The sequence below is a fragment of the Enterococcus sp. DIV1726a genome (assembly GCF_051710985.1).
Taxonomy (GTDB): domain Bacteria; phylum Bacillota; class Bacilli; order Lactobacillales; family Enterococcaceae; genus Enterococcus_B; species Enterococcus_B hirae.
The window spans coordinates 47,096-69,960 of sequence record NZ_JBIOLS010000001.1 but is presented as its reverse complement, the minus strand read 5'-3'; the positions used below and the strand labels follow the sequence as shown (position 1 = coordinate 69,960).

Genomic DNA, 22,865 nt, shown 5'->3' with positions numbered 1-22,865 from the left:
CTTATCCTTAAATGTCACATTTTATTTCTACTAAACTTCCTTCCTATAGTAGTTCGCCTATCTTCAGTTATTCAAAAAAACCGCAGAACCCCCAATCATGTTGGTTTCTACGGTTTTTTATTCTATTAACTATCGGAAGTGATAGATGATCTAAGCCATACACTTTTCTTGAAAAACAAAGTTTGGATTATTTTTTTTAGTTCTGTTCTTGTCGCCAAGGTTGAATATTCGCTTGACGATAGACTTTTGCTTGGTTGATTGAATGGAAGAGTTCCATCTTTTGTTTCACCACTTCTTTTGCTGCTGCGATACATTCAGGATAAATGGCATTTGGATCCCATAGCTCTGTTGTAGCTAAGATCTCACGACACTTTTTATAAAAAGCATATTTATAGTCGGATGAAATATTGACTTTCTGAATACCGATTTGCACTGCTTTTGCAATTTCTTCGTCTGGGTTAGCAGATCCTCCATGTAAAACTAGCGGAATGGTTACTTTTTCTTTAATACTTGTTAAAACATCCATTTTCAATGCTGGCTTGACATCTTTTGGATAGATACCATGAGCGGTTCCGATTGCCACCGCTAACGAATCGATTCCTGTACGTTCCACAAATTCCTCTGCATCTTCCGGCTTCGTATAAATGACTTCCGATACACCGCCTTCTACTGAAGTACCCGTGTTACCAATCGTTCCTAGTTCGCCTTCAACTGAGACCCCGATCTTATGGCAAACATCTACCACTTCTTTTGTTAGTGCAATATTTTCTTCAAATGGCAACAAGGAGCCGTCGATCATAACTGAACTAAACCCACAATGAATCCCTCGCATAATACTTGCTAAGCTATCGCCATGATCCATATGGATAACGAAAGGCACAGCGCTGTTTTTCGCTCGGCTCACTGCATATTGGAAAAACTCATCTTTGGTAAAGTCTAATTCTGTCGGATGGACTGCAATGATTGCGGGTGCATCATTTTCTTCTGCCGCCTCAATGACTACTCGTAAAAAGTTGCTGTCAGCAACGTTAAACGCCCCTACTGCAAAATGATTTTCCTTGGCAATTTCTAACATTTGATTCATATTGATTAACATCGTCTATTTTCTCCATTTCTATGATTTATTGGTTGAACCTGATAGTTGAATGTATTGCTGAACTAACTCTTTTCCTGCTATGACTGTTTGTTGGATGAGAGTGGGGTATTCGATCGTTGGCTCCTGTTGTAGAAGCTGTTGGCATCTTTGTTGTTGCGCCTTCATAAAATCAGAACCAACATTAATCTTATTGATCCCTAACTCAATGGATTGGCGAATGTTGTCTTTTCCCGCTCCTGACCCCCCATGTAAAACTAACGGAAGTTGAGTCTTCTCTTTTATTTCTTGAACAATATCGAAACGAAAACGTGGTTTGTACCCTTTAGGATAATCTCCGTGACTGGAGCCATAGGAAATCGCTAAGCAGTCCACACCCGTTTCATTGATCAATCGGATTGCTTCTGCTGGGTCCGTACACATGGCATCATCTGTAAAATGGTCGCCTGTGACTGCCCCCATATTTCCTACTTCTGCTTCTACGCTCGCATCATACGTTTGGGCAAATTGAACCATCGCTCTCGTTATTTCGATATTCTGATCCAAGGGATACATCGAAGCATCCATCATGACGCTGGAAAATCCTTCTTGTAAGCACTGTTTGACAAATGCGATGTCTTGACCATGATCTAGATTAATCGCTACTTCGACTTTGGCATCCTGTGCCATACGGATGATGGGCTTCGTTAAATAATGATAATTGATGTGTTGCTTTAAGTGATCTTGCAATAAATCTATGATGATCGGCGCATGTAATTCCTCAGCAGCTTGGATCGTTGCTTTTGCTGTTTCTAGATTAAAACAATTGATCGCCATGACAGCATAGTTTTCTTGATTTGCTTTTTTGAGCATCTCTTTCATTGACACATACATATCAAATCCTTCTCCCTACAGTTTTTAAGATAATTTAATAGAAGAAAAATCTACTTCTTCCTCTTCTTCCTCTACGACAGGGTGTTCAGCTGGCGCCTTTTTCAAAACAAACAATAGAATGCCGGTAACTGCAGAACCAATCAATAAGGCAAAGGTAAACTTCAACGGATCAGTCATTGCTGGGATAATAAAGACCCCACCAGAAGGAACTGGTGACCCAATTCCCCACGACATACTCAAACCTCCGCCAATCGCTGCACCAGCTGTACACGAAATGATCACACGAAGCGGATCAACTGCCGCTAAGGGGATAACGCCTTCCGTAATCATGCAAAGTCCCATCGGAAAAGCAATCTTAATGTTGTTTTCTTCTTCTTTTGAATATTTTGTTTGCCGAAATAACTTAGATAAAACCCATGAAATGGTGACACCGAAAGGCGGAACCATTGACGCTAACACTTTCACAGCTTCTGGTTCTTGCACACCTTCCAAAAGCATCCCATCAGCAAACAATGAGGCTACCTTATTGACTGGTCCACCAAAATCAAAGGCAGCCATCCCACCGACAATTGACCCAAAGAGGAATTTTCCAGAACCTTGTAGTCCTTGTAAAAAATCGGTCATCGCTTCTGTTGCCCAAACAATCGGCACACCTACCACGAAAAACATCAATAAACCGATACTAAGGGTCGCTAACAGTGGGATGATCATCATCGGCATCAATCCTTGTGCCCACTTAGGAACTTTGAGATATTTCACCAATAATAGGACAAAGAACCCCACCAAGTAACCGCCTAACATACCACCTAAAAAACCTGCGCCAATGGCATTGGCAATTAACCCCATAAACAAACCTGGACCAATCCCTGGGCGATCGGCAATGGAATAGGCAATCGCTGCAGAAATCACTGGAGCCAATAATCCCATGCCCAAAACCCCTAGAGAAACTAAGGCATCGGGTACAGAATAAGACGCTTGATAATCATTGATGACTTGCCCACCTGTTAAATTCCCAATAGCGATCAAGAGTCCAGCGGTCACAACAACTGGTAACATGTATGAAATAGCTGTCAGTGCATGCTTTTTTAATTGTAGTTGACGAAGCATCCAATTCCTCTCCTTTTATGTTTTACTGAGTTCTTCTTCAATTTTAGTAATCAACCCTTTTGGTGCTTTAATGACCATGTTCGTAGGAATCTCAATCACTTTTTTTCCTTCGAACCGCTCCTTGCCACCAATTTTGATATCTGCTGCAATAATGACGACATCTGCCTGCTTGATCTCCTCCTTCGATAACTCGTCTTCTGTACCAATTGTTCCTTGTGTTTCGATGTGCACTTCATGTCCTAATGCTTTTGCTGCTTTTTCTAATTTTTGTTTGGCAATATACGTATGTGCAATTCCTGAAGTACAGGCTGCTACTCCGACGATCTTCATTTTTTCTTCCTCCTTTTCTTTTAGACAGTTGGTTCTTTTGCTAATAGTTCCATTAATTCTGCTTTACTAGTTGCCTGATTCATTTTTTCGATAATGGTATCTTCTGCTAATAACATTGCTACTTTTTGTAACAATTTGATATGAACGGTATTGGCATCTGTATCTTTTACTGCAAATAAGATAATGACCTTTACAGGCTGCTCATCTAATGATTCCCAAGGGATCGGGGTCTCGACTTTACCCACAACCAAAGAAGTCTGAATGACACTCGCTGATTTTCCGTGGGGAATCGCCACACCGTTTCCAATCCCTGTGATTCCTTCTTTCTCCCGTTGAAAGACATCTGATGAAAAATCATCAACATCTTTGATAATGCCGTTTTCTTTTAGTAATTCACTTAATTCGAGAATCGCTTCTTTTTTGGTTTTCGCTTTCATTTCTAAACGTATCAGTTTTTCTGTAATTACATTTGCGATACTAAATTCTGACATTACCTGTTTTGTAACCATTTCACATCTCTCCTAACATTTGCTTCACACGTTTTTCGTCTTGCTTGGTAAATACTGAGTTTACTAATATCGTGGGAATCTTCGGTGGCTCATTCAAACAAACCGTTGTTAAAATCAAATCGATCTTACTAAATTCCGCTTGGTTTTTCTGGTACTGCCGAGAAGATAAAACAGTAATAATCTCTAATTCAGGAAAGGCTTTTTTTACTTTGACTTTCAATAGTTCTGAAGTTCCAACACCACTACTACACATGATCAATACACGTTTTTTTATTGGGGCTAACTCTTTGTATCTCACAAAGTATAATGTTAAAAATCCAATTTCATCTTTGGATATATGGTTTGTATGAAATTTTTTTTGGACCATTTTACTGACAAATTCTACTAATTGAAACGTTTCCTGGTACTCTAATTCAATATCGTGCAATAAATCATTTTTGATTGTGATCTCATGTTTTAATCGATACAATAGCGGCTGAATGTGACTATACAAATCATGTCGGTTTCGTTCTTGATCAATCGCCACTCCCATGAGCCGGCTCATCGTAGCAGAAAAAAAACGGGTGATTTCTTCAGCTTCATTTGAAATATTTTGATGTTTAATCGAACCATTTTCGATCCTGGAGGAAATCAAGTATTGAAAAAGATAAAAAGTTTCACTTTCAGGGAGAGTCGTATTTAAATATTGACCTAATTTGAGCATGACTTGCTTTGATAGTTGGTACAGTTCCTGGTTATAATGGATCAGCGCCTGATCTTCTTCATCTAAATCCCACGTATCTTCTTCTAAATACACGACCCCTTCACGAAAGCGTTTGACTAAGATATAAATATGAGAAAAAATATTCATTGCATATGGATAGGCAATTCGGCTGACTAGTTTTTGTTCGATAAACTCAACGATCGAAGTAATAAAATTGATATCAAATGAGCTGATCATTGGGTGACTAGGAACCACTTTTTTATCTTCCAATAAATGGATACTTAATAGCATATTCACTACTTTACGAATATGTTTTTCTGTTCCTTCGATACCAATTCGGGTACCTTGTCGTTTAAGTTGGAGGTGGTTTTTCATTAAAAATAAACTGATCTTAGCCAAATCATTACTAATTACCGGATCACTCACATAATACGGATGGAACAATTCATTGATTAATAACTTCTTGGGTGCCTTAAACAACAAATTAAGCAAAATCGCATTTCTTCTTTCCAAAGGTCCTTGACTCGTTCGACTTTCATTATGCGTTGCACTCACATTTAAATATTTATCGTAGTCTAACCGAAATCCTTTGCCTGCCTCTGCCAAAATGATTTCCCCGTTTTCAGACACATCATTTATCTTTTTAATCGTACGGTAGACCGTTTTCGTAGAAACATGGGCAAATTCAGCTAACTCCTGAGCTGTAAGGGATAAGCCATGTTTAACAAAGTATTCGACCATTTCTTTCTCTCTTTTGCTTAGCTGCATTTGTTCAACCTCCTTGTTTATACTATAACGGAATTTTCTGACAACTCATTTTTTGTTCTGTCCATTACTCTGGACATTTTTAAAAGCGTTTACAAAAAATGGCAAAAAAGACAAAAAACATCGAAGCAGGCAAAAACCTGTCTTCGATGTTTTACACGATACATCAGAGTGCATAAAAGTAATGAATAGACGAAACGATGAAAATAAGCAACTATTGATTGGTGTCAGTAGTTTTCTTCCTTAATTACTCTTAACATGACCAATCACAGCATTTGCTTTAACTACCCCACTAGCATCCATCGTTAGCTTCGCCACTTTTTCACCATTGGTAAAAGCAACGATCAGATCTGATTGTTTGTTTGCCGATTGTAGTGCCACCAAGTCCATGGTTGCAATTAATTGACCACGTGCGACTTTTTGTCCCTCTTCAACGTAGATCGTAAAAGGCGCTCCTTTTAAGTTCACGGTATCGATCCCCATATGCAAGAGAACTTCAATTCCTGATTCCGTTTTGATACCAACTGCATGTTTCGTTGGAAAAATATTGATAATCGTACCAGCGATTGGAGCAAACACTTCGCCATTCGTTGGTAGAACCGCAAACCCGTCTCCCATCATTTTTTGTGAAAAGACATCATCTGCCACTTCTGTGATTGGCATTAGCTTCCCATTTGCTACCGCAAAAATATCTTGGTTTTGTGGATCAACGACTGTTTTGGTTGTCACAGTAGGCGTGGACTGAACAGTTCCTTTGCCGCTACTTCCATGAATTTTTTTCATTTCATCTGCAACAAATTGGACTTCCGTTCCAACGATCACTTGAATATTTTTGGCATCAATTACTTTCAGACCTGGAACGCCAGTCGCTTTGATTTTCCCTTGATCAACTTTTGCCGTATCTTTTACATACAAGCGTAAACGTGTCGTGCAATTGTCAATGGAAACAACGTTCGCTGCACCACCTAATGCTTGATAAAGTTGATTAGCTAGCGTGGCAAATCGATTGTCACCAGTTGGCACTGTTCCTACTTCCCCATTTTCTGCAACTCCAGTATCTTCTTCACGCCCCGGCGTCATCAAATTGAATTTTTTGATGACAAATAAAAATGTAAAGTAATAAATCACACCCATCGCCAAGCCTAATACCAATAGCATTAATGGTTGATTGGCAATAGGTACACGTAAGCTTAGGAAGAAATCAATAAAGCCGGCGCTAAAATTAAAGCCCGCTGTCCAATGGAAGGTTGCTGCGATAAACATCGAAATCCCTGTTAAAGCAGCATGAACGACGTACAATGGCCAAGCGACAAACATAAATGAAAATTCTAACGGTTCAGTCACTCCTGTAAAGAAAGAAGCGAAAGCGGCAGCTAACATCAAAGATGCTGTCACTTTTTTCTTTTCTGGTCGCGCACATTGATAGATAGCAAGTGCACCAGCAGGTAACCCAAACATCATGACCGGGAAGAAACCAGCTTGATACATACCAGTGACTCCTTTTACCCCTTCACTTGCCCAGAATTTACCGATATCATCAATTCCAGCTAAATTGAACCAAAAAACATTGTTCAGTGCATGGTGTAAACCAGTTGGAATCAGCAAACGGTTGAAGAAGCCATATAGACCAGCACCTAACGCGCCCATTCCAGAGATCAATTCACCGAAACTAACCAATGTATCATAAACTGGTGGCCAAACAAAAATCAATAAAGCAGAAATAATTGCCATTAAACCAGCTGTTACGATCGGTACTGCTCGTTTTCCACTAAAGAAAGACAACGCCATTGGTAATTTAACTCCGCTGAAGCGATTATACATCGCACCAGCGACTAAGCCTGCCAAAATTCCAATAAATACATTTTTATTATTGATTGCATCAAAAGCGATATTCACTTTTTCAACATCCACTTTAGTAAACAATGCAACAGAAGCACTATTGACTAATGTGACTGGTGCTAAAAAGGCGATCAATCCTGCCAATGCTGATGAACCATCTTTGTCCTTAGACATCCCCAATGCTAATCCAACAGCAAAAATGATTCCTAAATTATCTAAGACTGTTCCTCCAGCTTTGATCATAAAAGCGGCAAAAATGTTATTGCCACCCCAACCAGTCGGATCGATCCAATAACCAATCCCCATGAATAAAGCAGCTACTGGAAGGGTTGCTACTGGTAACATCAAGGAACGTCCCATTCGTTGTAAGTATGTTTTCATTTTGTTCTCCTATTCTGTTGTCCCTCGCAAGCGTTCGATATGAATAACTAAATAACCAAGTTCTTCGCTTGTAATAGACATTTGATATTGTTTAGTTAAAAGTACTCGAATTTTTTTTGCGACTGCATAACTTCCTGAATATTTTCGTTTGACTATCTCAATAATCTCCTCGTCTAAGACCGCATACTGCTGATTGTGATACCGTTGGATCAACAACCGAAGATGGTTTGCTAAACGAGAATAATTCAGTGCCATTTGTTCGGAATGGATATCGATCCTCAGCTCTTTTTCAATCAACTGGATAATTTCCGACACGATCGTGACTTCGCGAATGCTACGATGATTACTAGTTTGTCCGCTATGACCACTATGGATATGTATCGCTATATAACCCGCTTCATCATATGTATAAGGAATAGCTAAAGTGTGATTCAAATAATCAACTGCCCATTGCGCAATACTAAATTCTTCGTGGTACAGCGCCTCGATTTCTCGCAGTAATTTATTTCGAATAACAATTCCATTACGAATATTTTCAGCAGCAAAAGCAATATGATCCGTTAACGCGATCAACACATGCTCATTCAGCTTTTTCATTAAAACTGTTTCTGCATGATCAATAATGTGTTCAGCAGCAAAAAGAAACTTTTCGTCAATTTGATTCAGCAAACTTTGTAGTTTCATTTGACTTTCTGGCTCCATCACAAACATCCGCTCAATTTCTCGATGAAAAATCAAGTCATTGCGCTTTTTATCGAATCCAACACCTTTACCAATTGCGACCTTTTCTTGTCCATCGTCATCGACTAAGACCGCATTTTGATTAAAAATCTTTTTGATTTTCATAATAATAACCCTTTTTCTGCAGAATTAAAGTTACTTCATGGACCAATCATCCTTTATCAATCTTAAGCTTGACAACAAAAAAAGCATAGAAAAATTCCACCAAAGTCTCCTTATCGACGGAATCTTCCCATGCCTAGTATGATCTAGTCACATGAAAAATAAATATGTTAACGCTTTAATTTTATCGAGGGAACGTTTTTTTGTCAACATCTTTTTTTCCTTTTGTCAAACAAAATGCTTTCATTTACTCAATAAAGTTTAAAATAAGCCATAAAAAAAGCCATGATGTCTAATGACACCATGACTTTTTATTGTCCGAATACAATGTTGCTTACAATTCAGTTGATCAAAGATTAAGCTTTGATTTCAGTAACGACACCGGCACCAACTGTACGTCCGCCTTCACGGATTGAGAATTTAGTACCGTTTTCGATAGCGATTGGGTGGATTAATTCAACTTCCATTGTTACGTTGTCGCCAGGCATAACCATTTCAGTTCCTTCTGGTAATTCAACAACACCTGTTACGTCAGTTGTACGGAAGTAGAATTGTGGACGGTAGTTAGTGAAGAATGGAGTATGACGTCCACCTTCTTCTTTTGTCAACACGTATACTTCTGCAGAGAATTTTGTATGAGGTGTGATTGTACCTGGTTTAGCTAAAACTTGTCCACGTTGGATGTCTTCACGTGCAACACCACGTAGTAAAGCACCAATGTTGTCTCCAGCTTCAGCGTAGTCTAATAATTTACGGAACATTTCAACACCAGTAACTGTTGTTTGAGCTGTTTCTTCTGCGATACCAACGATATCTACAACGTCACCAACGCGAACTTGTCCACGTTCAACACGACCTGTAGCAACAGTACCACGACCAGTGATTGAGAATACGTCTTCGACTGGCATCATGAATGGTTTGTCGTTGTCACGTTCTGGAGTTGGGATATATTCGTCAACTGCAGCCATCAATTCAAGGATTTTTTCTTCGTATGAAGCGTCGCCTTCTAAAGCTTTCAAAGCTGAACCAGCAACTACAGGAACATCGTCACCAGGGAATTCGTATTCTGTTAATAAGTCACGAACTTCCATTTCAACTAATTCTAGTAATTCTTCGTCGTCAACCATATCTACTTTGTTCAAGAATACAACGATGTATGGAACACCAACTTGACGAGATAATAGGATATGTTCACGAGTTTGAGGCATAGGACCATCAGCAGCAGATACTACTAAGATAGCTCCGTCCATTTGAGCAGCACCAGTGATCATGTTTTTAACGTAGTCCGCGTGTCCTGGGCAGTCAACGTGAGCGTAGTGACGAGTGTCAGTTTCGTACTCAACGTGAGCTGTTGAAATTGTGATTCCGCGTTCGCGTTCTTCTGGAGCACCATCGATTTGATCGTAAGCCATAGCTTGGCCGCCGTTTTTCTTAGATAGTACAGTTGTGATTGCTGCTGTTAAAGTTGTTTTACCGTGGTCAACGTGTCCGATTGTACCAATGTTAACGTGTGGTTTAGAACGGTCAAATTTTTCTTTTGCCATTTTAAAATGTCCTCCTAAAAATACAATATATTTTTTATTTGTCTGATAGGTATGTGATAAACCAAAAGTCTATCACATGCCCATATCATCGATAATTATTTTACACGAAACTATATTAAAAATACAGTCTCTTTAGATAATCTGTCAAACAGACGATCTTGTTTTAAGAAATTATTCAGCTTTACCGCCGTTTTTCTTAATGATTTCTTCTTGGACTGATTTAGGAACATCTTCATAGTGGTCAAATACCATCATAAATGTACCGCGTCCTTGAGTTGCTGAACGCAATGTTGTTGCGTAACCGAACATTTCAGCCAATGGAACAATCGCATTAACGATTTGTGAGTTACCATGTGCTTCCATACCTTCAACGCGACCGCGTCGGCTAGTTACGTGTCCCATGATATCACCTAAGTAATCTTCTGGAACAGTAATCGTTACTTTCATCATTGGTTCTAAAATAACAGGACGTGCGTGTTTTGCAGCAGCTCTTAAAGCCATAGATGCAGCAACACGGAAGGCTGTTTCATTTGAATCGACGTCATGGTATGAACCATCGTAAAGTTTTGCTTTGATATCCACTAATGGATAGCCAGCAAGAACACCGTTATTCATAGATTCTTCTAGTCCTTTTTCAACAGCAGGGATGTATTCACGAGGAACGACCCCACCGACGATTGCATTTTCAAATTCGAAGCCTTTACCTTCTTCGTTTGGTGTAAATTCAACCCATACGTGACCGTATTGACCTTTACCACCAGACTGACGTACGAATTTACCTTCAGCTTTTGTTGCTTCACGGAATGTTTCACGGTATGAAACTTGTGGAGCACCAACGTTTGCTTCAACTTTAAATTCACGTTTCATACGGTCTACTAAAACGTCTAAGTGCAACTCACCCATACCTGAGATAACAGTTTCACCAGTTTCAACGTTTGTTTCAACTCGGAATGAAGGATCTTCTTCAGCAAGTTTTTGCAACGCAACACCCATTTTATCTTGGTCTGCTTTTGATTTAGGTTCAACAGCAACTTGGATAACTGGGTCAGGGAATTCGATTGACTCAAGAATAACCGGTGAGTCTAATGCACATAATGTATCCCCAGTTGTTGTATCTTTTAATCCAACAGCAGCGGCGATATCACCTGAGTACACTTTATCAATTTCTTGACGAGTGTTGGCGTGCATTTGTAGAATACGTCCGATACGTTCTTTTTTGCCTTTAGAAGCGTTCAATACATATGAACCACTTTCAAGGACACCAGAATAAACACGGAAGAAAGTTAGACGACCTACGAATGGGTCAGTCATTACTTTAAACGCTAATGAAGCAAAAGGAGCTTCATCGTCAGCTGGACGTGTTGTTTCTTCGTCTGTTTTTGTATCGATCCCTTTGATTGCTTCGATATCAACTGGAGAAGGCAAGTAATCAAGAACGGCATCCAACATTAATTGAACCCCTTTGTTCTTGAACGCTGAACCAGCTAACACAGGGAAGAATTCAACATTAATTGTTGCACGGCGGATACCAGCAATCAATTCTTCTTGTGTGATTTCTTCACCTTCAAGATATTTCATCATTAGTTCTTCGTCTGTTTCAGCAACAGCTTCGACTAATTTTTCGCGCCATTCTTGAGCTTGTTCTAAATATTCTTCAGGAATTTCAGTTTCTTGAATATCTGTTCCTAAGTCATTTGTATAGATTTCAGCTTTCATTTTAACCAAGTCGATGATACCAGTGAAGTTTTCTTCAGCACCGATTGGCAATTGGATTGGATGCGCGTTTGCTTGCAAACGATCATGCAATGATTTTACTGAGTACAAGAAGTCCGCACCGATTTTATCCATTTTGTTACAGAATACGATACGAGGCACTCGGTACTCAGTTGCTTGACGCCAAACTGTTTCAGTTTGAGGTTCAACACCTGACTGTGAGTCAAGTACAGTTACCGCACCATCTAATACACGTAGAGAACGTTGAACTTCAATTGTGAAGTCTACGTGTCCTGGTGTGTCGATGATGTTTACACGGTAACCTTTCCACTGCGCTGTAGTCGCAGCAGATGTAATTGTGATACCACGTTCTTGTTCTTGTTCCATCCAGTCCATTTGTGAAGCTCCTTCGTGGGTTTCACCAATTTTATGGATTTTACCAGTATAGTACAAGATACGCTCTGTTGTTGTAGTTTTACCTGCATCAACGTGAGCCATGATACCAATATTACGAGTTTTTTCTAGCGAAAATTCTCTTGCCATTTTCTTACTCCTCTCTTTATTTAAATCGATTGTAAATTGACTTTCTGCTGTCGTTTAACCCAACAGGCAGAGAGGATCTTACCAACGATAATGAGCAAATGCACGGTTGGCATCAGCCATTTTATGAGTGTCTTCACGTTTTTTAACAGAAGCACCAGTGTTGTTTGCAGCATCCATGATTTCTTTTGCTAAGCGTTCTTCCATTGTGTGTTCACCGCGCAGGCGAGCGTAGTTTACTACCCAACGAAGAGCTAAAGTTGTACGACGTTCAGGGCGAACTTCAACTGGTACTTGATAGTTTGAACCCCCAACACGACGTGCTTTAACTTCAAGAACAGGCATAACATTTTTCATAGCTTGTTCAAACACTTCTAATGGATCATTACCTGTAGATTCTTTAATCAAATCAAAGGCGTTATAAATAATACTAGCTGCAACACCGCGTTTTCCGTCAACCATTACACGGTTGATCAAGCGAGTTACTAATTTTGAGTTATAAATAGGATCTGGTAAAACATCACGTTTTGCAACAGGACCTTTACGTGGCATCCGTAACTCCTCCTTCCGAAATATTCTTCATAGTAATTGCCTTACTCTCTTAACATAGTAAGAACAAGTTTCATTTGTTTAATAATTAAAATTAAGCTTTAGGTTTTTTAGTACCGTATTTAGAACGGCTTTGTTTACGGTCGTTTACACCAGCTGTATCAAGTGCACCACGAACGATATGGTAACGTACCCCTGGTAAGTCTTTTACACGTCCACCACGTAGTAATACTACGCTATGTTCTTGTAAGTTGTGACCAATCCCTGGGATATAAGCAGTAACTTCAATTAAGTTTGACAAACGAACACGAGCATATTTACGTAAAGCTGAGTTCGGTTTTTTAGGTGTCATTGTACCCACACGTGTTGCTACCCCACGTTTTTGAGGAGAGTTCACGTTTGTTTGAGTTTTCTTAAAGCTGTTATATCCTTTGTTCAAAGCAGGTGAATTAGATTTTTCCACCTTTGATTTACGAGGTTTACGTACTAATTGGTTAATTGTAGGCATTCCTTGTTTCCTCCTTCCCACGATTCGCGTCTAGTTCCACACATCCAGGTGGTTCTTTTTTTGCGATAAAAAATAAATGCAATTCTGCATCTTTATCAAATATGCTTTGATAAACAGTCAGCACGTCTCTTTACCAGAGACCTGTAGATAAAGCACCTTGGTTAGGATATCATGAATAAAGTACTCTGTCAACCAGTGTTATGTATTTTTTTTAGCCATTTGAAATTAAAAAAAGGACGCTATCTTTTTCCAATCATTCAATATAAAATAGCTATGAATAGAGACGAAAGAAAAGGTGGGAACAACAGATGAATTTGAAACAAGCAGCTGGAATTGAAGCAGCTAAATTTGTGAAGGACGGAATGATCGTTGGTTTGGGTACCGGTTCTACAGCCTATTATATGGTAGAAGAAATTGGTAGAAGAATGCGTGAAGAAGGATTAAACATCACTGGTGTCACTACATCGAATGCCACTAAAGAACAAGCAGAAAAATTAGGTATCCCTCTTAAGAGTATTGATGAAGTACCCGTAGTTGATCTCACGATCGATGGGGCTGATGAAATCAGTAAAGCATTTCAAGGAATTAAAGGTGGTGGCGCAGCATTACTTTTTGAAAAAATTGTTGCTACGTATTCAAAACAAGTCATCTGGATCGTTGATGAATCAAAATTAGTGGAGCAACTTGGGCAGTTCCCTCTTCCAGTAGAAGTGATTCCTTATGGCGCTCAACAATTGATGCGGATCTTTGATGAGAAAGGTTACCAACCTGTTTTACGTCAAACCGAAACAGGTCAGATAGTCAAAACGGACAGTGGTCATTACATTATTGACTTACATTTAGAAGTGATCAATGACCCTGAAGCTTTAGCAACGTACCTTGATCAACTGGTTGGTGTCGTTGAACATGGACTGTTTTTAAATATGGTTTCAAAAGTCGTTGTCGGCTCCGCACAAGGCGTATCAATTATCGACTCACCTCATCAAAAATAACAACCCTGATATTAGTTATAAAAATTAGCAAAAATAGTTCATTTTAAAAACATAAAAAAACTATCTTTTCAATGGACTTTATGCTACATTTTTACTGTTATCTATAGACAGAAAATCATTGCTAGAAAGGAATCACCATGAAGATTATTGGTTATGCACGCACAACCATAAATGATGTTGATCTTACAACACAAGTGGAGCAACTCTCTAATTTTGGTTGTCAGGAGATTTTTCACGAGACATACAAGTCTAAAGATGCGGTGTCTAATAATATTTGTTTAGAAAAAGTAATCAAGGAAATGCGACAAGGCGATACTTTAGTTATCTGTCAACTTCATCGTCTAGGGAAGTCTACTCGTCAGCTAACAGAACTCACACAATTATTCAAAGATCGTGGCTTACACCTAGTTAGTATCCAAGAAGAGATCGATACGCGTACACCGATGGGGAAAATCTATTTTCAACTAATGGAAGGATTAGCCATTATGGAGTGCTCTTTAATCAAGGAACGGACACTTGTCGGGTTAGATGAAGCACGTAAAAAAGGTAAAATCGGGGGTCGTCCAAAAATCGATCCAAAAACAATTAAAAAAATTCGTCGGCTTTATTATGAAAAAAAAGAAACGATCCAATTAATTTCTACTAAATGTGGTGTATCAGTCGGAACCTGTTATAAATATATCAATCTTCCAGAAAAAGAGATTCAGCAATTATCTTAAACGACTGCCTACATCTTGATATTCTTTCATTTAAAAATGGATTGGCGCAACAAACGCAGACTGTCTGCTAAAGACGAATCAACTGTATATAATGAATAGGTAGGTGGATCAATGACAGTGCAGCCATTGACCCACCTACCTCTGTTTATCTGTCACTGTAAGAATTATTTTTGTTTTTTTATCTGTCTATCTTCTGATTTTCCCTTTCATTAACTTCATTTTTCAATGGAAATCTAGTCAAAAAAATTGTACAATAAAGCAGAACTGAAATTTTCAGAAATATAACCTATTTTAAAGGAGAGCTAAACATGCCAAAATTAGTTTTTTCTCGTCATGGTCTTAGTGAATGGAATGCATTAAACCAATTTACTGGTTGGGCTGACGTAAACTTAGCACCAGAAGGAATCGAAGAAGCCAAAGAAGGCGGACGCAAAATCAAAGAAGCTGGAATTGAATTTGATGTTGCTTACACTTCAGTTTTAACTCGTGCCATCAAAACATGTAATTTGATTTTAGAACACTCAGATCAACTTTGGGTTCCTCAAATCAAATCATGGCGCTTAAACGAACGTCATTATGGTAAATTACAAGGATTGAACAAAAAAGAAACAGCTGAAAAATATGGAGATGACCAAGTACACATTTGGCGTCGTTCATACGACACTCTTCCTCCATTGATGGACGAAAGTGACGAAGGTTCTGCTGCAAACGATCGTCGTTATGCAATGTTAGACAAACGCGATATTCCTGGTGGCGAAAACTTGAAAGTTACTTTAGAACGTGCTTTACCATTCTGGCAAGACGAAATTGCTCCAGCTTTACTAGACAACAAAACTGTTTTAGTAGCTGCACATGGTAACTCTCTACGTGCTTTAGCAAAACACATCGAAGGAATTTCTGATGAAGATATCATGGATCTTGAAATTCCAACTGGTCAACCACTTGTTTATGAATTAAACGATGACTTGACAGTTGCTAAAAAATACTATTTATAATAAATAAAAAAAGTGGGCAAGCGATTCAATTGAATCACTCGCTCACTTCTTTTATTAATCTGCGATTGCTGTTTCTAATCCGACTTCGATCATTTCGTTAAATGTCGTTTGTCGTTCTTCTGCAGTTGTTTCTTCTCCGGTAAGCAAATGGTCACTCACCGTCATGATTGCTAATGTTTGGACATGATATTTTGCTCCTAAATAGTATAAAGCAGCTGCTTCCATTTCCACACCTAGCACACCTAATTCAGCTAATTTAAACGTTTCTGTTGAATCATCTTTATAAAATGAATCTTCCGAGAGAACATTCCCTACATGTGTGGTAAATCCTTTGTCTTTTGAAATTTCATACGCCTTCAACAATAAATTAAAATCACTGATCGGCGGAAAATGAAAGGCTTGGAAATTTTTCTCGATCATCGAAGAACTAGTAGCTGCTCCTTGAGCTAAAACAAGATCACGAACATGGACATCTTTAGATAATGCACCACATGTACCCACTCGTATCAATTTTTTCACACCGTATGAATGAATCAATTCATGGGCATAGATCGTCGCTGACGGCATCCCCATCCCCGTTCCTTGTACCGAAACACGTTCGCCTTTGTAGGTTCCAGTAAAACCTAACATCCCACGAACTTGGTTGTAACATACTGGATCTTCTAAAAATGTTTCAGCAATATATTTTGCTCGTAAAGGATCGCCTGGAAGTAGTATTTTATCAGCGATCTCTCCTTGTTTTGCTTCAATGTGTACGCTCATCTGACACTCTCCTTGATTCAGTTATAGTAATACTAATACTTCTTTAATCAATGCCTTAAATGATTGTTTGACACGTTGCGTTGTTTCCACCACTTCTTCATGGTTAAGGTTCGCTTGCATGCCTGCTGCTAAATTAGTGATACATGAAATGCCGAGAACTTTCAATCCGCTATGTGCTGCAACGATCACTTCTGGCACAGTGGACATTCCGACTGCATCTGCTCCCATCGTACGTGACATCCGAATCTCTGCAGGTGTTTCGTATGTTGGTCCAGAATAGCCCATATATACCCCTTCTTTAAGAGTCAAATCTAATTGGCTCGCAGCCTCTTTGGCTACTTCACGATAAGTTAAGGTATACGCCTCGCTCATATCAGGGAAGCGTGGACCGATCTCATCTTCGTTAGGACCAATCAATGGGTTTTGACCTGTGAAGTTGATATGATCAGTAATCAACATCAAATCGCCAGGAACAAATGATTCATTTACCCCACCACTTGCATTCGTGACGATCACCGAATGAGCCTTTAATGCTGCCATTACCCGCACAGGATAAGTGACAGTTTGCATTGAATGACCTTCATAAAAATGGAATCGTCCTTGCATTGCCAGAACTTTTTTACCAGACAAGGTACCATAGACTAATTGACCAGCATGGCCGACAACTGTTGATGTTGGGAAAAATGGGATTTGGTCATAAGGAATCACGATTGCTTCCTCGATTTCTTCCGCTAACTCTCCTAAACCTGAACCTAAGATCAAACCAAAATCAATTTCTTTTACGCCCTTTTCTAGAATAAATTGAGTCGTTTCTTGTAACATTTCGCTTAATTGGGTCATTTACTTTCTCCTATTAACTATTTTTTTCTACAGAAGTCAAGAAGTTAGAAGCCCTGTCGTTCGACTAGCTAAAAAAACAGGTATGCCTGATTAACAAGGCTTTTCACCTCTTGATTGATACTGTTAAAGCAAGATGGCTCTTTGAACAAAATGATTGACCTATCTTAGTTACGCTTTTTCAGGTCAAATTTTCAAACGCGGTCTGTCATTCCTATTTCAAAAGTTTTAAGAAACTTTCGCCGTTTTCGGTAGCAGGAACATCGAAGTTTTCAGCAATCGTTGCTGCGATATCTGAATAGTAGCCTTGTGGCAAGCTTCCTTGTCCTTGCATTTTTTTGCTGAAAACTAATAATGGTACATATTCACGTGTATGATCTGTTCCAGGGAATGTTGGATCGTTTCCATGATCAGCAGTAATCATCAGTAAGTCGTCCTCTGCCATTGCCTCTAATATTTCGGGAATACGTAAATCAAAATCTTCAATTGCGTGGGCATAACCTACAACATCCCGACGATGTCCAAATAATGCATCAAAATCAACTAAATTAGTAAAACTGATCCCTGTAAACTCTTTTTTCATCACATTTAATAATTGGTCAACGCCATCCATGTTGCTTTTCGTACGGACGAACTCTGTAATCCCTTGACCGTTGAAGATATCGTTGATTTTTCCAACAGCGATAACGTCTTTTCCTGCTTCTTTTAATGAATCTAAAACCGTATGACCGAATGGATCCAATGCGTAATCATGTCGGTTGCTCGTACGAGTAAAATTACCAGGTTCTCCAACGTAAGGTCGCGCAATAATTCGACCAATCATGTATGGGTCGTCTTTAGTAATGTCACGAACGAACTGACAAATCCGATAAAGTTCTTCTAAAGGAATAATTTCTTCATGCGCAGCAATTTGTAGAACCGGATCTGCGGACGTATAGACGATCAAATCACCAGTTTTCATTTGATGTTCACCATAGTCATCTATAACAGCGGTTCCACTATATGGTTGATTGCAAACAATTTTGCGTCCTGAGAAGTCTTCGATTTGTTTGAGTAATTCATCAGGGAACCCGTTAGGAAATACTCGAAATGGTGTCTTGATGTTCAGACCCATGATTTCCCAGTGACCGGTCATTGTATCTTTTCCTACAGATACTTCCTCCAATTTAGTGGCATAGCCTTGGTGGTTTTTAACCGCTTCGACACCTTCTAATGGGCGAATCGTTCCTAATCCTAACTGTTCTAAATGAGGAATTGTCAAACCAGCTTCTTTTGCGATATGCCCTAGTGTATCTGAACCTTTATCACCAAATTTTTCAGCATCTGGCGCTTCACCGATTCCTACTGAATCCATGACAATCAAATGTACACGTTTAAACATGATTATTCCTTCTTTCTTTTTTATTATTGCTATTAAATCAAAAAGGGCGAGTCGAAAAAACATTTCCCGTAACCCACCCTTTTTATTCACTAAAAGTTTATTTTGATTTTATATAATTTTTACCGTTTGCTTTAGGTCCAGATGCTTTTCCTAAGAACGCTACTAACACAATAACGGTTAATAGGTAAGGTGCAATCTGCAGCAATACTGGCGGTATCGAAGAAATCACTGGTAATTGAGCCCCGATGATACTTAAACTTTGCGCAAAGCCAAAGAATAAAGAAGCGCCCATTGCCCCTAGTGGATTCCATTTACCGAAGATCATAGCAGCCATTGAGATAAACCCTTGACCTACGATCGTTCCGGCAGAGAAATTCCCTGAAATCGATTGAGCGAATACTGCGCCACCCATTCCGCCAAGTAAACCAGAGATCAATACCCCAGAATAACGCATCGCGTAAACATTGATTCCCAATGTATCCGCTGCTTGAGGATTTTCACCCACTGAGCGTAAGCGAAGTCCAAACTTTGTTTTAAAGATAATAAACCAAGCAAGAATCGCAATTAAAATGGCACAATAAGCTGGTAAAAATGTATTTTTAAAGAAAATTGGTCCAATCACAGGGATTTTTGATAATCCAGGAAATGAGAAATATCCTAAGTTAACTGAAATATTATCAGTTTGTCCTTTTCCATACCATGTTTTGATCAAAAATACACCCAAAGCTGGTGCCATCAAGTTGATAACTGTCCCGCTGATGATATGGTCTGCACGTAAACTAACAGTTGCTACTGCATGTAATAAAGAGAATAACACACCAACTATCCCACCGACTAAAATAGCAATCCATGGTGTCATGTCTCCTAAGGTAGGACTCATGGTTAGATTAAATACTACCGCACTGAAAGCACCCATAACCATGATGCCTTCTAAACCTACATTGACAATCCCACTTCGTTCAGAAAAAGTTCCACCTAAAGATGTAAGAATTAATGGTGTTGAATAAACCAACGTTGAAGTGAGGATTAAAGCAATTAACTCAGTTGTTGACATTATAATTCTCCTCCTTCTTGACTCTGATTTGTTGGTTTCGATTCAACAGTCTCCACGATCGCTTCTTGTTTTTTACCTTGGAAGAATTTCGCCATAATGAAACGAATCAAGAAGTTGATCCCAACAAAGAAAATAATCAATGCAATCGATACATTTACGATTTCAAATGGTATACCGGCACCTGTTTGCATCCCCAAACCACCGATTTTCAAGATACTGAACAAGAGTGCTGAAAGTAAAATTCCAATCGCTGAACCAGAACCTAACAGTGACACAGCCATTCCGTCAAATCCGATGGCTAATGAAGTTGTTTGGACGAAAAAGTTTTGATACGTTCCTAATCCTTCGACTACTCCACCAAGTCCTGCTAAAGCGCCTGAAATCATCATGGAGAAGACGATCGTACGTTTACTACTCATTCCAGCATACTCAGAAGCAAAAGGATTTAGACCTACCGAACGAATTTCAAAGCCTAACGTCGTTTTCTTCATCAATAGCCAAACAACAACCAGTGCAATCAATGCTAAAAACAAACCAGCATTCACACGAGAACCGCCAAACATCTGTGTCAGCCAAGGTAATCTAAGAGAAGCATTTTGCCCAATCAAATTTGAAGAATCTAAGCTTGAACGATACGTGTCTGGCATGATGTCATGTAAAGCAAAAGTACTTAAATAAAGTAAAATATAGTTCATCATAATAGTGACGATTACTTCACTTGTACCGAAAAAGGCTCTTAACACCCCTGGGATAGCCGCAGCCAAGGCTCCTGCCAAAGCACCTAAAATCACACAAGTCGGTAATAAAATGACTTTTGGCAGATCAGGAAAGGCAAGTGCTACCCACACACTAACGATCCAACCACAGAGTGCTTGTCCCGAAAGCCCGATATTGAAGAATCCTGCTGAGTTCGCAACAGAAAAACCTAATGCAGTAAAAATCAACGGTGTTGCTTGCCGTAACGTTTCACCAATACTTCTTTGAGAACCAAGGGACGCATTTAACATTGAAGAATAACCTTGGCCTGGGTTATAACCAAAAGCTGCCATCAAGATAGCACCTAAAACTAAACCTAGAATTACCGAAAAAATAGGAACTAGGAGATTACGTATCTTTTCATTGCGATCATTCATGTGCGCCACCAACCTTTTCTAACTCTTTTCTTGCTTCTTCTAAAGAATAGCCCGCCATAAGTAATCCTAGTTCATTTTCAGAAGTTTCTTTTGGATCAACGATTCCCACGATTTTTCCTTCGTGGAGTACCGCAATACGATCAGAAACATTCAAAATTTCTTCTAATTCAAAACTAATCAATAAGACCGCTTTGTATTTGTCTCTTTGTTCAATCAAACGTTTATGAATAAACTCGATTGCTCCAACATCTAGCCCACGTGTCGGATTAGCAACGATCAACAAGTCAGGATCACGATCGATTTCCCGAGCGATGATTGCTTTTTGTTGGTTCCCACCTGATAATGCTTTTGCTGGCACAAGTTCATTCGTTGTCCGAACATCATACTCTTCGATTAATTCACGTGCATGTTCATTTATCAAAGAATAATTCAATAAGCCATTTCTACTGTAAGGTTTTTGGTAATAATTTTGTAAAGCAATATTCTCCGCTAACGTCATATCCAGAACTAAGCCATACTTATGACGGTCTTCGGGCACATGTCCTACACCAGCCTCCGTAATTTTTCTTGGCTTTTTATTCGTGATATCTTCATCTTTTAAGCGAATCGTTCCACTTTCTGCTTTACGTAAACCGGTTAACGCCTGGATCAATTCTGACTGTCCGTTACCATCAATACCAGCAATTCCTAAAACTTCTCCTGCTCGTACTTCTAAACTTAGGTCTTTGACTGCGTCCAATCCTCGGTTTTCTTTAACCACTAGATTTTCAATCGATAACACAACTTCTTGAGGCTGACTTTCTTTCTTCATTGTCTTAAATGAAACCGTACGTCCAACCATCATATCTGCCAATTGTTGTGAAGAGACATCTTTTACATTTACTGTACCAATCCCTTTACCACGACGGATAACTGTACAACGATCTGCTACAGCTTTAATCTCATCTAACTTATGGGTGATCAAAATGATCGATTTTCCTTCTTTGACCAACTCTTTCATGATTACAATCAGTTCGTCAATCTCTTGTGGCGTTAATACCGCTGTAGGTTCGTCAAAAATCAAGACATCTGCCCCACGATAAAGTGTTTTTAAGATTTCTACCCGTTGTTCCATTCCAACAGAGATATCTCGGACATACGCATCAGGATTGACCGATAAACCATATTGTTCAGAAAGCTTTTGGATTTCTTCACGTGCTTGGCGACGATCAAGTACCCCTGCTCGACTTGGCTCACTTCCCAAAACAATATTTTCAGTAACAGTAAATGCATCCACAAGCATAAAGTGCTGATGGACCATTCCGATACCTAGCTGGTTCGCTTTTGTCGGACTTGTAATTTTCACTTCTTTCCCATGCATCAGTATTTCACCTGATGTTGGCTCTAAAAGGCCTGAGAGCACATTCATCAAGGTTGATTTTCCGGCACCATTTTCTCCAAGTAAAGCGTGGATCTCTCCTGCTTTCACTTGCAAGTTGATGTTGTCATTTGCTTTGAACGTACCAAACTGTTTGGTGATATTCCGCATTTCGATGACAATATTTTCTTGAACCACAATTTTTCACATCCTAACGATTTCTATCTAGGCAACGATTAACAAAGATTTTTCATAAAATCTCAAATTGAAGCAAAAACTTCAGGGGATTATTCCCTTATCAAGAGGCTGTGAAAAGAGCGTTTTGACCTGAGCATTAA

Annotated in this window: 21 protein-coding genes; 3 read left to right on the top strand and 18 right to left on the bottom strand. The window is 39.2% G+C overall.

What is annotated here, in order from left to right:
- Positions 1–196: 196 nt before the first annotated feature.
- The 12 genes from IGJ27_RS00315 to rpsL form a co-directional block, all read right to left on the bottom strand.
- On the bottom strand, positions 197–1,096 hold the full coding sequence (locus IGJ27_RS00315) for a ketose-bisphosphate aldolase (protein ID WP_096708610.1): 900 nt from the start codon (positions 1,094–1,096) through the stop codon (positions 197–199).
- Positions 1,097–1,114: 18 nt separating this feature from the next.
- On the bottom strand, positions 1,115–1,966 hold the full coding sequence (locus IGJ27_RS00310) for a class II fructose-bisphosphate aldolase (protein WP_010720452.1): 852 nt from the start codon (positions 1,964–1,966) through the stop codon (positions 1,115–1,117).
- 24 nt (positions 1,967–1,990) lie between these two features.
- A complete protein-coding gene (locus tag IGJ27_RS00305; RefSeq protein WP_010720453.1) occupies positions 1,991–3,073 on the bottom strand; it encodes a PTS fructose transporter subunit IIC in 1,083 nt (360 codons plus the stop codon).
- A gap of 15 nt (positions 3,074–3,088) precedes the next feature.
- Complete coding sequence (locus IGJ27_RS00300; protein ID WP_010736797.1) at positions 3,089–3,403, bottom strand: PTS fructose transporter subunit IIB; 315 nt, start codon at positions 3,401–3,403, stop codon at positions 3,089–3,091.
- A gap of 20 nt (positions 3,404–3,423) precedes the next feature.
- The gene (locus IGJ27_RS00295; RefSeq protein WP_053766556.1) at positions 3,424–3,912 is read right to left on the bottom strand and encodes a PTS sugar transporter subunit IIA; all 489 of its coding nucleotides are present in this window, start codon (positions 3,910–3,912) and stop codon (positions 3,424–3,426) included.
- Between the two features lies 1 nt (position 3,913).
- Positions 3,914–5,383: a BglG family transcription antiterminator gene (locus IGJ27_RS00290; protein ID WP_178306277.1), complete on the bottom strand. Its 1,470-nt coding sequence runs from the start codon at positions 5,381–5,383 to the stop codon at positions 3,914–3,916.
- Positions 5,384–5,623: 240 nt separating this feature from the next.
- The gene (gene nagE / locus IGJ27_RS00285; RefSeq protein ID WP_081128374.1) at positions 5,624–7,600 is read right to left on the bottom strand and encodes an N-acetylglucosamine-specific PTS transporter subunit IIBC; all 1,977 of its coding nucleotides are present in this window, start codon (positions 7,598–7,600) and stop codon (positions 5,624–5,626) included.
- Between the two features lie 9 nt (positions 7,601–7,609).
- Positions 7,610–8,446, bottom strand: coding sequence for a PRD domain-containing protein (locus IGJ27_RS00280; protein WP_010736794.1), 837 nt, complete (start codon positions 8,444–8,446; stop codon positions 7,610–7,612).
- Positions 8,447–8,799: 353 nt separating this feature from the next.
- Positions 8,800–9,987: an elongation factor Tu gene (gene tuf / locus IGJ27_RS00275; protein WP_010720459.1), complete on the bottom strand. Its 1,188-nt coding sequence runs from the start codon at positions 9,985–9,987 to the stop codon at positions 8,800–8,802.
- A gap of 171 nt (positions 9,988–10,158) precedes the next feature.
- On the bottom strand, positions 10,159–12,243 hold the full coding sequence (gene fusA, locus IGJ27_RS00270; protein ID WP_010720460.1) for an elongation factor G: 2,085 nt from the start codon (positions 12,241–12,243) through the stop codon (positions 10,159–10,161).
- A gap of 78 nt (positions 12,244–12,321) precedes the next feature.
- Positions 12,322–12,792, bottom strand: coding sequence for a 30S ribosomal protein S7 (gene rpsG, locus IGJ27_RS00265; protein WP_010720461.1), 471 nt, complete (start codon positions 12,790–12,792; stop codon positions 12,322–12,324).
- 91 nt (positions 12,793–12,883) lie between these two features.
- Positions 12,884–13,297 (bottom strand): 30S ribosomal protein S12, encoded by a 414-nt coding sequence (gene rpsL, locus IGJ27_RS00260; protein WP_002294318.1) that lies wholly within the window; start codon positions 13,295–13,297, stop codon positions 12,884–12,886.
- 308 nt (positions 13,298–13,605) lie between these two features.
- Between rpsL and rpiA the strand changes: the two genes are divergently transcribed.
- From rpiA to gpmA, 3 genes are all read left to right on the top strand, one after another.
- Positions 13,606–14,289: a ribose-5-phosphate isomerase RpiA gene (gene rpiA, locus IGJ27_RS00255; protein WP_010736793.1), complete on the top strand. Its 684-nt coding sequence runs from the start codon at positions 13,606–13,608 to the stop codon at positions 14,287–14,289.
- A gap of 137 nt (positions 14,290–14,426) precedes the next feature.
- Entirely contained in the window at positions 14,427–15,008 is a 582-nt protein-coding gene (locus IGJ27_RS00250; RefSeq protein ID WP_010720463.1) for a recombinase family protein, read from the top strand.
- A 308-nt stretch (positions 15,009–15,316) separates the two neighbouring features.
- Complete coding sequence (gene gpmA, locus IGJ27_RS00245) at positions 15,317–16,003, top strand: 2,3-diphosphoglycerate-dependent phosphoglycerate mutase (protein WP_010720464.1); 687 nt, start codon at positions 15,317–15,319, stop codon at positions 16,001–16,003.
- 54 nt (positions 16,004–16,057) lie between these two features.
- Here gpmA and deoD read toward each other — a convergent pair whose 3' ends face one another.
- The 6 genes from deoD to IGJ27_RS00215 form a co-directional block, all read right to left on the bottom strand.
- Entirely contained in the window at positions 16,058–16,765 is a 708-nt protein-coding gene (gene deoD, locus IGJ27_RS00240; RefSeq protein ID WP_010720465.1) for a purine-nucleoside phosphorylase, read from the bottom strand.
- Between the two features lie 21 nt (positions 16,766–16,786).
- Positions 16,787–17,605, bottom strand: coding sequence for a purine-nucleoside phosphorylase (locus tag IGJ27_RS00235; protein ID WP_010736792.1), 819 nt, complete (start codon positions 17,603–17,605; stop codon positions 16,787–16,789).
- A 211-nt stretch (positions 17,606–17,816) separates the two neighbouring features.
- On the bottom strand, positions 17,817–18,983 hold the full coding sequence (gene deoB, locus IGJ27_RS00230; RefSeq protein ID WP_010720467.1) for a phosphopentomutase: 1,167 nt from the start codon (positions 18,981–18,983) through the stop codon (positions 17,817–17,819).
- Between the two features lie 97 nt (positions 18,984–19,080).
- Positions 19,081–20,037 (bottom strand): ABC transporter permease, encoded by a 957-nt coding sequence (locus IGJ27_RS00225; protein WP_010720468.1) that lies wholly within the window; start codon positions 20,035–20,037, stop codon positions 19,081–19,083.
- Positions 20,037–21,170: an ABC transporter permease gene (locus IGJ27_RS00220; RefSeq protein WP_010720469.1), complete on the bottom strand. Its 1,134-nt coding sequence runs from the start codon at positions 21,168–21,170 to the stop codon at positions 20,037–20,039. The genes IGJ27_RS00225 and IGJ27_RS00220 overlap by 1 nt, the downstream gene beginning before the upstream one ends.
- Entirely contained in the window at positions 21,163–22,725 is a 1,563-nt protein-coding gene (locus tag IGJ27_RS00215; protein WP_010720470.1) for an ABC transporter ATP-binding protein, read from the bottom strand. The genes IGJ27_RS00220 and IGJ27_RS00215 overlap by 8 nt, the downstream gene beginning before the upstream one ends.
- Between the last annotated feature and the right edge of the window lie 140 nt (positions 22,726–22,865).

Excerpts from the sequence above, each read along its gene's own strand:
- IGJ27_RS00315 (WP_096708610.1), bottom strand. The coding sequence starts at position 1,096 with ATGTTAATCAATATGAATCAAATGTTAGAAATTGCCAAGGAAAATCAT.
- IGJ27_RS00310 (WP_010720452.1), bottom strand. The coding sequence starts at position 1,966 with ATGTATGTGTCAATGAAAGAGATGCTCAAAAAAGCAAATCAAGAAAAC.
- IGJ27_RS00305 (WP_010720453.1), bottom strand. The coding sequence starts at position 3,073 with ATGCTTCGTCAACTACAATTAAAAAAGCATGCACTGACAGCTATTTCA.
- IGJ27_RS00300 (WP_010736797.1), bottom strand. The coding sequence starts at position 3,403 with ATGAAGATCGTCGGAGTAGCAGCCTGTACTTCAGGAATTGCACATACG.
- IGJ27_RS00295 (WP_053766556.1), bottom strand. The coding sequence starts at position 3,912 with ATGGTTACAAAACAGGTAATGTCAGAATTTAGTATCGCAAATGTAATT.
- IGJ27_RS00290 (WP_178306277.1), bottom strand. The coding sequence starts at position 5,383 with ATGCAGCTAAGCAAAAGAGAGAAAGAAATGGTCGAATACTTTGTTAAA.
- nagE (WP_081128374.1), bottom strand. The coding sequence starts at position 7,600 with ATGAAAACATACTTACAACGAATGGGACGTTCCTTGATGTTACCAGTA.
- IGJ27_RS00280 (WP_010736794.1), bottom strand. The coding sequence starts at position 8,446 with ATGAAAATCAAAAAGATTTTTAATCAAAATGCGGTCTTAGTCGATGAC.
- tuf (WP_010720459.1), bottom strand. The coding sequence starts at position 9,987 with ATGGCAAAAGAAAAATTTGACCGTTCTAAACCACACGTTAACATTGGT.
- fusA (WP_010720460.1), bottom strand. The coding sequence starts at position 12,243 with ATGGCAAGAGAATTTTCGCTAGAAAAAACTCGTAATATTGGTATCATG.
- rpsG (WP_010720461.1), bottom strand. The coding sequence starts at position 12,792 with ATGCCACGTAAAGGTCCTGTTGCAAAACGTGATGTTTTACCAGATCCT.
- rpsL (WP_002294318.1), bottom strand. The coding sequence starts at position 13,297 with ATGCCTACAATTAACCAATTAGTACGTAAACCTCGTAAATCAAAGGTG.
- rpiA (WP_010736793.1), top strand. The coding sequence starts at position 13,606 with ATGAATTTGAAACAAGCAGCTGGAATTGAAGCAGCTAAATTTGTGAAG.
- IGJ27_RS00250 (WP_010720463.1), top strand. The coding sequence starts at position 14,427 with ATGAAGATTATTGGTTATGCACGCACAACCATAAATGATGTTGATCTT.
- gpmA (WP_010720464.1), top strand. The coding sequence starts at position 15,317 with ATGCCAAAATTAGTTTTTTCTCGTCATGGTCTTAGTGAATGGAATGCA.
- deoD (WP_010720465.1), bottom strand. The coding sequence starts at position 16,765 with ATGAGCGTACACATTGAAGCAAAACAAGGAGAGATCGCTGATAAAATA.
- IGJ27_RS00235 (WP_010736792.1), bottom strand. The coding sequence starts at position 17,605 with ATGACCCAATTAAGCGAAATGTTACAAGAAACGACTCAATTTATTCTA.
- deoB (WP_010720467.1), bottom strand. The coding sequence starts at position 18,983 with ATGTTTAAACGTGTACATTTGATTGTCATGGATTCAGTAGGAATCGGT.
- IGJ27_RS00225 (WP_010720468.1), bottom strand. The coding sequence starts at position 20,037 with ATGTCAACAACTGAGTTAATTGCTTTAATCCTCACTTCAACGTTGGTT.
- IGJ27_RS00220 (WP_010720469.1), bottom strand. The coding sequence starts at position 21,170 with ATGAATGATCGCAATGAAAAGATACGTAATCTCCTAGTTCCTATTTTT.